An 11757-nucleotide genomic window follows, 5' to 3' on the forward strand; every position below is an offset into this window, starting at 1 on the left:
GGCGGTCCCCGGCCAAGGCGGCGGCCTCGGCAGCGACCGTTTGGCCGTCCGGCAGCCCGGCGGCAAGCTCTGCCCCTGAGCCGGTCATGCGGATCGGCTCTTCATTGGCTGTGTCCCAATAAGATACCGCGCCGGCTCGCCCTGCGGGCGCGGTGAGCCGCCATGACCCGAGGCTTTCCCATGGCGATGCGCCCGCCGGGGCGAGATGCAGATGCAACGCCATCGCGGCGAGCGCCATGTCCTGCGCCTCGGGGGCCGGGTGCGTCCAGCCGTCGGGGAACATCTCGGCCAGGCCCGACGTGTGATGCCGGAACGCCCGGAAATCGGGATGGATCAGAAGCGCGCGCTGATAGGCCAGGTTCAGGCCGACGCCGCCGACGGCAAAAGCATCGATCGCGGTGATCGCCCGGCGGATCGCCCCGGCCCGGTCCGGCGCGTGGACGATCAGCTTGGCAATCATGGAATCGTAGTGGTGGCCGACGACCGAACCGCACTCTACTCCCGTATCCAGCCGCACGCCTGAGGGCGGCGCCCAAAGGGTGATCTGGCCCGTTTCGGGGCGGAAATTTTCGCCCGGGTTTTCGGCGGCGATGCGGATTTCAATTGCGTGCCCGTCGAATTGCACATCCGATTGCGCCAGTGTCAGCGGCTCGCCCCGCGCGATGCGCAACTGCCATTCGACCAGGTCGATGCCGGTGATCGCCTCGGTCACGGGGTGTTCCACCTGCAAGCGGGTGTTCATCTCGAGGAAGTAGTATTCGCCACGGGCCAGATCATAGAGGTATTCCACAGTGCCGGCAGAGCGGTAGCCGATTGCCTGCGCCAGCCGCACCGCCGCGGCGCGCATGTCGTCGCGCACAGCCTCGGGAAGATCGGCGGCGGGGGCTTCTTCGATCAGCTTTTGGTGGTTGCGTTGCAGCGAGCAATCGCGGTCGCCCAGATGCAGCACGGTGCCGTGGGTATCGCCGAGCACCTGCACTTCGACGTGGCGGACACGGGGCGCATAGCGTTCGAGGAACACCGCCGGATCGCCGAAGGCGCCTTTCGCCTCGGCCCGGGCAGATGCAATCGCCTCGGGTGCGTCGCCCAGGTCGGTGACAAGCCGCATCCCGCGCCCGCCGCCGCCCGCGCTGGCCTTGACCAGAAACGGCGTGCCAAGCGCCTTGGCCTCTTCCAGCAATCGCGCGTCGGACTGACCTTCGCCGCGATAGCCCGGCAGCACAGGCACACCTGCGGCTTCGGCGGCGGCCTTGGCCTCGATTTTGGATCCCATGCGGGCGATCGCGTCAGGTCCCGGCCCGATGAACACGAGGCCCGCCGCCTCGACCGCAGCGGCGAAACCGGCATTCTCAGACAAAAAGCCATAGCCCGGATGCACCGCCCCTGCCCCGGCCGCACGGGCGGCGTCCAGGATGGCATCGACGTTCAAATAGCTTTCCGACGGCGCGGCCCCGCCAATGCACAGGGCGTGATCGGCCTCGGTCACGAAGGGCGCGTCGCGGTCGGCCTCCGAAAACACCGCCACGCTTTCCAGCCCCAGCTTGCGGCACCCGCGCTGGATGCGGCGGGCGATCTCGCCCCGGTTGGCGATCAGGACGCGAGTGAAACTCATTTGACCCGCCATGACGGGATGGCTTTGTTGATAAAGCTGTTGATCCCCTCGATGCCTTCCTCCGTCTCCCAGGCATCGGCCAGCCGGTCGGCGGTGTAGATCATGTTGGTTTCCAGATCGTGGGACGCGACATAGGCGACCAGCGCCTTGGTATCGGCCACGGCGCCAGGGGCGGCCTGCAGATGATCATGCACCACTTTCTCAACCGCTGCATCCAACTGATCGGCGGCCACGACTTCGGTCAACAGACCGATCCGTTCGGCGCGTGTGCTGTCGAAGAGCGCCCCGGAGAGCATGGTTTCGCGGGAATGCACCTTGCCGATGCGGGCCACGACGTAGGGCGAGATGTTGGCCGGCAGCAGGCCGAGCCTGACCTCGGTCAGACCGAACCGCGCGCCTTCGGCACCGATCGTGTAGTCGCAGACCGAAATCATGCCGACCCCGCCGCCATAGGCCGGTCCGTTGATCTTTCCGATCAGCGGTTTGGGCAGGGTATCAAGGCGGCGCAGCAAACGCGCCAGCGTGGCGCTCTGGTCCACCCGCTCGGCGCGCGATTTTTCGACGTTGGAGGCGAACCAGTTGAAATCCCCCCCGGCACAGAAGCTTTTGCCGTTGCCGGTCAGCACCACGACGCGCACCGTGTCATCGGCGGCCAGCTTCACGGCTGCGCTGTAAAGTTCGGCGATCAGATCGCCGTTCAGGGCATTGTGCTTGTCCGGGCGGTTCAGCGTTACCGTGGCGACGCCGCGCGCATCCGTTTCGACAAGGATCGTTTCATGGCTCTCGGTCACGTCCGGCCCTCACATTCTGAACACGGGGGTATGGCGCCTGGCCTCGGGCACCGAAGAGACAATGGCCAGGCAAAGCCCGAGGATGTCGCGTGTCTGGCCCGGTTCGATCAGCCCGTCATCCCAAAGCCGCGAAGTGGCGTAATAGGGATCGGACTGTTCGCCATACTGGGCGCGCACCTCAGCCTCGATCTTCGCAAGGTCGGCCGCCAGCTTTTCCGGCTCGCCCCCCTTCTGGCGGCGCAGTTCCAGCATCACGTTGGTGGCGATGTCGGCGGACATGGTGGCAAGTTCCGCCGTGGGCCAGGCAAAGAGGAGATTCGGCGCGAAACCGCGCCCGCACATGCCGTAGTTTCCGGCCCCGTAAGAGCCGCCCAGCAGAACCGACAGGCGCGGCACCTTGGCAACGGACATGGCATAGACCAGCTTGGCGCTGTCCTTGGCGATACCGCCGCGCTCGGCCTCGGTGCCGACCATGAAACCCGAGATGTTGTGCAGGAACAGAAGCGGGATATTGCGCTGATCGCACATCGACACGAATTGCGCACCTTTTAGCGAACTGTCGGACAAAAGCGCCCCGTTGTTGGCCAGGATACCAACGCGATAGCCGTGGATGCGCGCCGTGCCGCAAACCAGCGTTTCGCCCCATCCCGGCTTGAACTCGCGGAACTCGCCCGCGTCGATCATCCGCAACAGCACCTCGCGCATGTCATAGGGCTGTTTGCGGTCGGCGCTGATCACGCCAAGCAGCTCTTCAGGATCGTGGGCGGGCGCTTCGGGGGGCTGGTCCGGCTGCATCGGGCGCGACTGGCCCAGTTCGGCCACGATGTCGCGCATAAGTGCCAATGCGTGGTACTCATCTTCGGCCAGATGGTCGGTCACCCCCGAAACGCGCGAATGCATCTCGGCTCCGCCCAGCGTTTCGCCATCGACCTCTTCGTTGATCGCCACCTTGACGATCGACGGCCCGCCCAGATGGATCCGCGCGTTGCCGCGCACCATGATGACCTCGTCCGACAGCGCCGGGATATAGGCCCCGCCCGCCGTGCAGCCGCCAAACACGGCCGAGATCTGCGGCAGGCCGCTGGCGGACATGTTGGTCTGGCGATAAAAGGAATTGCCGAAATGGCGGGCATCGGGAAAGACCCGGTCCTGTTCAGGCAGATAGGCCCCGCCGCAATCCACCAGATAGAGACAGGGCAGCCGGTTTTCAGCCGCGATTTCCTGGGCGCGGATGTGTTTTTGGACTGTCTCGTGGTAGAAGGAGCCGCCCTTCACGGTGGCGTCATTGGCGATCATCATGCAGGGCAACCCGTGGACGATGCCGATGCCGGTGACGATCCCGGCGCCGGGCACCTCGCCCCCGTATTGCCCGTAAGCGGCCAGCGACGACAGTTCCAGAAACGCGGTGCCGGGATCGACCAGCAGGTCGATCCGTTCCCGCACCAGAAGCTTGCCGCGCTTGCGGTGCCGCGCGACCATATCGGGACGTCCGCCCGCCGTTGCCGCGGCGACGCGGTCGCGTAGGGTCTGGACCCGCGCGCGCTGCGCCGCGTGGTTGCGGGTAAAGACTTCGGATGCGGTCAGCACCGCGGTTTCAAGTCGCGCCAACCCTCAACCCCCGGTATCGTCTAGGATGCCGTGCAGGAACACATCGGCATAGGATTGCGATAGCGCGCTGACGCTGCCGCGTTTCGGATCGAACCATTCCAGCGTGGCATTGAGAGCGCCGATCAGCATCAGGCGCAGGCGGCGGATGTCTACATCCGGTTTCAGCGCTCCCTTGTCGCGGAGCCGCGCCAGCAGGCTGTCCCACTCGGCCTCGTAGGCGCGGCGCGTGGGAAGGTTGGCATCGCGGACCGATTGTGGAACCTGCCCGAAGATGCGCACATTGGCCGAGGAATAATCGCTGACATCCAGAAGCGCGCGCAGATGCGCCTCGATCGCGGCGCGCAGGACGGCCTCGGCGCTTGCGCCGGCCGGCTGCGCCGACACCGCCTGGCGCATCCGGTCGTGAACCGCTTGGATGCCGGCATCGAGGATCGCCGCAACGATCTCGTCCTTAGAGCCGAAATGGTAATATATGCTGCCCGCCTTGATCCCGGCGGCCTCGGCGATTTTTCTGAGCGATACGGACCCGTAGCCCTGTTCACGGAAAAGCCGCGCCGCAATATCCAGCACGCCATCCCGCCCGACCGCGCTGCGCGATGTCTCGTTGACCTTGCTCGCAGTGGTATCAGCCATGGGTCTTCATTTTACCTCAATACCTAACTAACGACTGTTAGGCACATGAAGCCAGTGAGTCAACCGTCCTGAACGTGTTGGATTGGAGTTTGGAAAAATCCGAGCAAACCTCTTATGGCCGCCCGGACGAGCACGTTCTTTAATGGACCCGATTACAGGGCCCGGGTCGAAGTTCTAGATCACGAACCCGCCGCCACAAATAATGTGCTGGCCCGAGATAAAGTTCGATTCCGGCGAGCAGAACAGATAGACGGCGCCGGCGGCCTCCTGCGGCGTGCCCACACGACCCAGCGGAATCATCCGCTCCATCTGCGACAGAAGATCGGGATTCACGCCGACCTTGATCTCCTTGTCCTCGACCTTGATCGTGCTGTCGCCTTTTGCACTGCCTTCGGTCAGGCGGGTGCGGATCGGACCGAACGCCACCGCGTTCACATTCACCTTGTAGCGCCCCCATTCCTTGGCCATCGTCCGGGTGACCCCCAGAATGCCTGCCTTGGCGGCGGAATAGTTGATCTGACCGGCATTGCCGCCGGTCCCCGCGATGGACGAAATGTTAACCACTTTGCGGAACACTTCCTGCCCGGCGGCGGCTTCTTCCTTGGCCTTGGCGCTGATCACCGGCTGGGCGGCGCGCAGGATCTTGAAGGGTGCCGTCAGGTGGACGTCGATGATCGCCTGCCACTGTTCGTCGGACATCTTCTGAACGACGCTGTCCCAAGTGTAGCCTGCGTTGTTCACGATGATATCGAGCCCGCCGAAGCTGTCTACGCCGGTCTTGATGAACCGTTCGGCGAACCCGCCTTCGGTGACGCTACCGGCGCAGACCACGGCCTCGGCACCCATCGCGCGCACCGCCTCGGCGGTTTCATTGGCCGGATCGGCGTCCAGATCGTTGATCACCACGCGCGCCCCTTCCGAGGCCAGTTTCAGCGCGATTTCCCGGCCGATCCCCCGGCCCGCCCCCGAAACCAGCGCCACGCGCCCGTCGAGTTGTCCCGTCATGACGTCTCCTCCCGATCCGTTTCGTCAGGCTTTTTCATAAAGCGTGGTCACGCAGGCCCCGCCGAGGCCCAGATTGTGCTGCAGCGCCAGGCGCGCGCCGTCGACCTGGCGCGCATCGGCCTGGCCGCGCAGCTGCTGGACAAGCTCGGTGCATTGCGCAAGGCCGGTCGCCCCCAGCGGATGCCCCTTGGACAACAGACCGCCGGACGGGTTGGTCACGTATTTGCCGCCATAGGTGTTGTCGCCATCATCGACGAATTTCGCCGCATCGCCGCGCCCGCAAAGGCCGAGCGCCTCGTAGGTGATCAGCTCGTTATGGGCAAAGCAGTCGTGCAGCTCGACCACGTCTATATCCTGCGGCCCGATGCCCGCCGCCTCGTAGACCTGATCGGCCGCGCGCTTGGCCATCGAGAAGCCGACCACCTCGCGCATGTCATGGGCGTTGAAGGTCTCGGGGCCGTCCGTCGTCATCGCCTGCGCCGCGATCCGCACCGAGCTGTCGAGCCCGTGTCTGTCGGCGAACTCCTTGGAGCAGATGATCGCCGCGGCCGCGCCACAGGTGGGCGGGCAGGCCATCAGCCTTGTCATCACGCCCGGCCAGACGACCTGGGCCGCCATGACTTCTTCGGGCGTCACTTCCTGCCGGAACAGGGCAACCGGGTTCCTGGCGGCGTGGCGGCTGGCCTTGGCGCGGATCTTGGCGAAGGTTTCCAGCGTCGTGCCGAACTCCTCCATATGCGCCTTGCCGGCGCCGCCGAAATAGCGCAGCGCCAGCGGGATCTCCGGGTTGCCCACGAGATCGTCGGTTTCCTCGTCGAACGAGGCGAAGGGGCTGACCCGGTCGTGGAACATCGCGCCGATCGCGCCGGGCTGCATCTGCTCGAAACCCAGCGCCAGGGCGCAGTCCACAGCGCCGCTCTCGACCGCTTGGCGCGCCAGAAACAGCGCCGAGGATCCGGTCGAGCAGTTGTTGTTCACGTTCACGACCGGAATTCCGGTCATGCCGACCTGATACAGCGACCGTTGGCCGCAGGTGCTGTCGCCATAGACATAGCCCACATAGGCCTGCTGCACCTTGTCATAGTCGAGCCCCGCATCGGCCAACGCGGCGCGCGTGGCAGTCGCGGCCATCACGTCATAGCTTTCCGATTTCCCAGGTTTCTGGAACGGGACCATCCCGACGCCGGCGACATACGCTTTGTCCTTCATTTCTCTCGCTCCCTTTTCGTTCGGGCACTGCGATACCGGCGCCACGCATTTTCTATCAATTGTTAGATTTTTAGATGCCGGAATGAAGTCGTGTCAATATCCTACATTAGGGCGCGACGTGCTTGAACATTTTTCTAACAACTGTTTGGATAACGTCGCATGAGCCAATCAAGGATACGGTTTGGTGCTTTATGGTCAAAAGCAGGAGCATCCCGGTTGTCAGCGTTTGCAAATTCCGCGAGCCTGGAGGGGAACCAGACTGGCGAGGCAATTGAGGGAACTCCTGCATACGGGTCCAGCATTGACGGATAACCGCAGCAGTCGATGGAGCACGATATGGCGAACTGTTACGAATTCAAAGGCTTCGTTCCGGTCATTCCCGAGGACACTTTCGTTCATCCCCAGGCGGTGCTGATCGGAAACGTGATCCTCGGTCACGGCTGCTACATCGGCCCCGGAGCCAGCCTGCGCGGCGATTTCGGACGGATCGTGGTCGGGGATGGCGCGAATGTTCAGGACAATTGCATCCTGCATTCCTTCCCTGGCCGCGACGCGGTGGTGGAACCGGACGGCCATATCGGCCACGGCGCGATCCTACATGGCTGCACCATCGGACGAAACGCTCTGGTCGGCATGAATGCCGTCATCATGGACGGGGTGATCCTTGGCGCGGAATCGATCGTCGGCGCCCAAGCCTTTGTGCGCGGCGAGACGGTGATCCCGCCGCGCTCGATGGTGGTCGGATCGCCGGCCAAGGTGATCCGAGAGGTCACCGAAAAGGAAGTGGCATGGAAGACGCGCGGCACCGCGGAATACCAGCAACTTGCGCGGGATTGCCTGGCCGGGCTAAAGCCCGTCGCGCCTTTAGGAACGGTGGAAGAGAACCGCCCCGAAATGGCGGCCTCGGACGTCGTGTCCATCCAGGAGGCACGGCGCCAGCCCAACTGAAGCGCTTGGGACCTGTTCTGTCGGGGCGGCGATACAGTGCCGCGCCCCGGGTCCTCACAGCCGGAATATCCCGTAATGCGGCTCGTCGATCGGCGCGTTCAAAGACGCGGAGATCGACATGCCCAACGCATTGCGCGTATCGGCCGGGTCGAGGATGCCGTCGTCCCACAATTCCGAGGTCGAGGTATAGGCCTCGACATCGCGCTTGTATTTTTCCAGCACCGGTTCGCGGATCGCGGCGATTTCCTCTTCGGTCAGCTCTTTGCCTTCGCGCTGAAGCTGCCGGATCTTGACGTCCGCCATGGTGTTGGCAGCCTGATCCGCGCCCATCACGCCGATCTCGGCCTGGGGCCACATGAACAGCGTGCGCGCATCCCAGGCCCGCCCGCACATGCCGTAATTGCCGGCCCCGTAAGACGCATTGGCGATCACGGTGAATTTAGGCACGACCGAGCCGCCCTGCGCCATCAGCATCTTGGCGCCGTCCTTGGCGATGCCGCGTTCTTCGTATTCGCGGCCCACCATGTAACCGGTGATGTTCTGGAAAAAAACCAGAGGCGTGCGGTTCTGGTTGCAAAGCTGCATGAAATGCGCGGCCTTGAGCGAGCTGTCGTTGAACAGCACCCCGTTGTTGGCAAGAATGCCGACCTTGTAGCCCCAGATATGGGCAAAGCCGCACACCATCGTGGTGCCATAGTCGGGCTGATATTCGTGAAAGCGCGAACCGTCCACGATCCGGGCCAGAACCTCGCGCATGTCGAACTGGGTTTTCCGGTCCTTGGGAATGATCCCGTAGAGTTCCTTTGGATCGTAGTAAGGCTCCTCGAAGGCCGCGGTTTCGATGATCGTTTTCGGCATGCGCTTCCACTGGCCGACAATCTCGCGGGCCAGTGAAAAGGCGTGCTGTTCGGTCGCGGCGCGGTAGTCGCCCGTGCCCGAAACCGAGGTGTGCATGACCGCGCCGCCCAGTTCCTGAACGCCGACCTCCTCGCCGGTGGCCGCCTTGACCAGCGGCGGACCGCCAAGGAAAATCGCCCCTGTGCCTTCGATGATGATGTTGTAGTCGCTCAGCGTCGGCACATAGGCGCCGCCAGCCGTGCAGTGCCCGCCGACCACGGCAATCTGCGGGATATTGGCCTGGCTCAGCTTGACCTGGTTGCGAAACACCCGCCCTCCCAGATACCGGTCGGGAAAGACGCCGTGCTGCAAGGGCAGGAAACCGCCCGCGCTGTCGCAGATATGGATGACCGGCAGGCGGTTTTCCAGCGCCACATCCAGAAGGCGCACGACCTTTTTCACCGTATGGGGATACCATGCGCCGCCTTTGACGCTGGCATCGTTGGCGTGAATGGCGACCTCGCGGCCCTGTACGATGCCGATGCCGGTCACCACGGCGGCGCCGGGGACCGAGCCGTCGTATTCTCGGCAGGCGGCCAGGGTGGAAAACTCCAGGAACGGCGTGCCGGGGTCCAGCAGCAGTTCCAGCCGATCGCGCACGCCCAGCTTGTTCTGCCGGGCCAGACGCTCGATGTCGCGCTGCGGGCGTTCGTAGCGGGCCGCGTGCTGGCGGGCGTGGAACTCTTTCAACCGCTCTGACATCGCGGCGAAATTGGCCTTGAAGTCGGCCGCGTTGGTGTCGATCTGGCTTTCAATCCGGCGCATGGTCACTTCTCCTCCGGTGCCAACTGGGCAAGGACGGCCTTCAGCCCGAAACTGTCGCCGGCGGCAAATGGCATCTCAGCGATCACGCCGTCGCGCGGCGCGGACAGGGTGGTCTCCAGCTTCATGCTTTCGATTACCAGCAGGGGCTGCCCTTCCTTGACGGTGTCTCCGGGTTTGAACGCCACCGACACGACGACCCCCGGCATCGGCGCCACGATGCGGTCATCTGCTGCGCCGCCATCGCTTCCGGCCAGACGCCGAGCGGGATCGACCCGCCCAATCTCGTACGCCCGACCGTTCAGGTGCACGAAGGTCGAATCGGGTCCGACGGCGAGCCGCAGCTCTTGCACGTCGCCCCGCGTCCGAAGGACATGGCCGCCCGGTTCCCCCGTTGCGTCCAACTGGCAGGGAACCGCGCCATCGGGCGTGTTCAGGATAAAGCGGCTCCCATCATGGATGAGCCAGCATTCGGCTTCGACGCCGCCGACCTGGAATATCCTGCGCATCAGTTTCTCCACCCACCCATCTTGCGGTGCATCGCCGGTATCTGCATCACTTCGGCCACCAACCGTTCGTCCGACAGGGCCGCTGCCGCCATCAGCAGGTCGGACACGTCATCGCCCGGCGTGGTCAGCGTCTCGGCCTCTTCGGCCAGAAAACCTGTCGAGACGTCACCCGAGGCGAAGCGGGGATGGGCGAGGATCGCATCCAGATAGCCGGTATTGGTCGTCACCCCGAGGATGACGTAGTTCCGCACCGCCTGCCGCGCGCGAGCAATAGCCTCGGCCCGATCGGCGCCGTATATGATAAGCTTGGAAAGCATCGGGTCGAAGTCGGTCGTGACCTTGCCGCCGTCCAGAATGCCGCTGTCCACGCGGACGCCTTCGCCACGGGGTTCGTCCAGCAGCAGGATATCGCCGATCGCGGGGCGAAAATCGGCCGTCGCATCCTCGGCGCAGATACGCAGTTCGATAGAATGACCAATCTGCGGGATGTCGGCCTGCGAGACGCTGAGCCCGTCGCCCGCCGCGATGCGCAACTGCTCGGCGACCAGATCGAAGCCCGTCACCATCTCGGTCACGGGATGTTCGACCTGAAGACGCGTGTTCATCTCCAGGAAATAGAACGCGCCATCCGGGGCATAGATGAACTCGACCGTACCGGCGCCGCGATAGTTGACGGCGCGGGCAATCCCGGCGGCGGTCTCGCAGATGTTCAGACGTTGCTCGGTTGAGAGCGCCGGAGAGGGCGTTTCCTCGATGATCTTCTGGAACCGGCGCTGGATCGAGCATTCGCGTTCCCAGAAATGGACCACATCGCCCTGCCCGTCGCCCATCACCTGCACCTCGATATGGCGCGGGCGTTCGATGTAGCGTTCCACGAACAGCCGCCCGTCGCCGAAATAGCGCTCGCCCTCGCGGCGCGCGGTTTCGATCTCGGTCTCCAGCGTGCGGTCCTCGCGCACAACGCGCATGCCCTTGCCACCGCCGCCGGCCGAGGGCTTGATCAGCAGCGGATAGCCAACGGCGCGGGCGCGTTCGACAAAACTCGCCGGATCATCGTCCTCGATGGCGGAGGCAGCGACGGGAAAGCCGCGCTCCTCGACGAAGGCCCGCGCGCGCACCTTGTCGCCCATCAGGTCGATGACCTGCGACGTCGGGCCGACGAAGGTGATGCCCGCCTGTTCCAGCGCGGCCACGAAGCCCGCGTTCTCGGAGAGAAACCCATAGCCGGGATGCACCGCATCCGCGCCGATCCGCTTTGCCGCCTCGACGATCTGCGGGATATCGAGATATGCCGCCACCGGGGTCGGCCCCTCGATCGTCACCACCTCGTCGGCAATCAGGTGGGCCGGCCCCTCCTGTTCGAAGGTATGCCGCAGGACGGCAGTTGCCAGCCCCTGCGCCCTGGCGGTGCGCAGCACGCGTGCCGCGATTTCGCCCCGGTTGGCGACAAGCAGTTTGGAAATGCTCATTTTTTTCCTTTCACGCACTCTTGGCAGGGCGCAGCCCGTCGCGCGTGGCCAGATCGGCGGGCACGGGTATTTCGATGTCGAGCAGCATCTGCGCGAAGCCCTTGCCTTGCGGATCGATGCGGACCGAGGCGATGCCGCCGCCGCCCAGAGACTCGTGCAGAAGGAAGTTCAGTGCATTGCTGCCCGGCAGGTCGAAACGCTCGACCACTCCGTTGCAGAGGTGTGCAAAGTAGCCCTTCACCACCTCTTCGGTGTGAAGGATCTCGGACGCCGCGCGCAAATTGGGGTGATTGTCCAGGCCCTGCTTGATCTGC

10 protein-coding genes and 1 pseudogene are annotated in these 11757 nt (G+C 64.3%); 1 reads left to right on the forward strand and 10 read right to left on the reverse strand.

The window, feature by feature from the left end:
- From ACFC3J_RS19790 to ACFC3J_RS19815, 6 genes are all read right to left on the reverse strand, one after another.
- A partial coding sequence (locus ACFC3J_RS19790; RefSeq protein ID WP_375197758.1) for an acetyl/propionyl/methylcrotonyl-CoA carboxylase subunit alpha occupies positions 1 to 1612 on the reverse strand: 1612 nt, incomplete at its 3' end.
- Entirely contained in the window at positions 1609 to 2403 is a 795-nt protein-coding gene (locus ACFC3J_RS19795) for a crotonase/enoyl-CoA hydratase family protein (RefSeq protein ID WP_375197759.1), read from the reverse strand. The genes ACFC3J_RS19795 and ACFC3J_RS19790, both read right to left, overlap by 4 nt.
- A gap of 9 nt (positions 2404 to 2412) precedes the next feature.
- On the reverse strand, positions 2413 to 4011 hold the full coding sequence (locus ACFC3J_RS19800) for an acyl-CoA carboxylase subunit beta (RefSeq protein WP_375197760.1): 1599 nt from the start codon (positions 4009 to 4011) through the stop codon (positions 2413 to 2415).
- A gap of 3 nt (positions 4012 to 4014) precedes the next feature.
- A complete protein-coding gene (locus ACFC3J_RS19805) occupies positions 4015 to 4644 on the reverse strand; it encodes a TetR/AcrR family transcriptional regulator (protein WP_375197761.1) in 630 nt (209 codons plus the stop codon).
- 174 nt (positions 4645 to 4818) lie between these two features.
- Positions 4819 to 5625: an SDR family NAD(P)-dependent oxidoreductase gene (locus ACFC3J_RS19810; RefSeq protein ID WP_375197762.1), complete on the reverse strand. Its 807-nt coding sequence runs from the start codon at positions 5623 to 5625 to the stop codon at positions 4819 to 4821.
- Positions 5626 to 5673: 48 nt separating this feature from the next.
- Entirely contained in the window at positions 5674 to 6858 is a 1185-nt protein-coding gene (locus ACFC3J_RS19815; protein WP_348195849.1) for a lipid-transfer protein, read from the reverse strand.
- 324 nt (positions 6859 to 7182) lie between these two features.
- Here ACFC3J_RS19815 and ACFC3J_RS19820 point away from each other — a divergent pair, with 324 nt between their 5' ends.
- Positions 7183 to 7806, forward strand: coding sequence for a transferase hexapeptide repeat family protein (locus ACFC3J_RS19820; protein ID WP_375197763.1), 624 nt, complete (start codon positions 7183 to 7185; stop codon positions 7804 to 7806).
- 54 nt (positions 7807 to 7860) lie between these two features.
- On the opposite strand, the gene ACFC3J_RS19825 is transcribed toward ACFC3J_RS19820, so the two are convergent.
- The 4 genes and pseudogenes from ACFC3J_RS19825 to ACFC3J_RS19840 all read right to left on the reverse strand — a co-directional run.
- A complete protein-coding gene (locus ACFC3J_RS19825) occupies positions 7861 to 9468 on the reverse strand; it encodes an acyl-CoA carboxylase subunit beta (RefSeq protein ID WP_375197764.1) in 1608 nt (535 codons plus the stop codon).
- A gap of 2 nt (positions 9469 to 9470) precedes the next feature.
- Positions 9471 to 9974 carry an acetyl-CoA carboxylase biotin carboxyl carrier protein subunit gene (locus ACFC3J_RS19830; protein WP_375197765.1) on the reverse strand — a complete coding sequence of 168 codons (504 nt, stop codon included), beginning with the start codon at positions 9972 to 9974 and terminating at the stop codon, positions 9471 to 9473.
- Entirely contained in the window at positions 9974 to 11443 is a 1470-nt protein-coding gene (locus ACFC3J_RS19835; protein WP_375197766.1) for an acetyl/propionyl/methylcrotonyl-CoA carboxylase subunit alpha, read from the reverse strand. Before ACFC3J_RS19835 ends, ACFC3J_RS19830 begins: the two co-directional genes overlap by 1 nt.
- A gap of 10 nt (positions 11444 to 11453) precedes the next feature.
- Positions 11454 to 11757, reverse strand: a pseudogene (locus ACFC3J_RS19840) (DUF1446 domain-containing protein); the annotation flags it as partial.

Origin of the sequence: Sphingobium sp. (assembly GCF_041987595.1) — a bacterium.
GTDB lineage: Bacteria > Pseudomonadota > Alphaproteobacteria > Sphingomonadales > Sphingomonadaceae > Sphingobium.

What these genes read in the sequence shown, in the direction of transcription:
- ACFC3J_RS19805 (WP_375197761.1), bottom strand. Translation starts at nt 4,644, where the DNA reads ATGGCTGATACCACTGCGAGCAAGGTCAACGAGACATCGCGCAGCGCG.
- ACFC3J_RS19815 (WP_348195849.1), bottom strand. Translation starts at nt 6,858, where the DNA reads ATGAAGGACAAAGCGTATGTCGCCGGCGTCGGGATGGTCCCGTTCCAG.
- ACFC3J_RS19820 (WP_375197763.1), top strand. Translation starts at nt 7,183, where the DNA reads ATGGAGCACGATATGGCGAACTGTTACGAATTCAAAGGCTTCGTTCCG.
- ACFC3J_RS19825 (WP_375197764.1), bottom strand. Translation starts at nt 9,468, where the DNA reads ATGCGCCGGATTGAAAGCCAGATCGACACCAACGCGGCCGACTTCAAG.
- ACFC3J_RS19830 (WP_375197765.1), bottom strand. Translation starts at nt 9,974, where the DNA reads ATGCGCAGGATATTCCAGGTCGGCGGCGTCGAAGCCGAATGCTGGCTC.
- ACFC3J_RS19835 (WP_375197766.1), bottom strand. Translation starts at nt 11,443, where the DNA reads ATGAGCATTTCCAAACTGCTTGTCGCCAACCGGGGCGAAATCGCGGCA.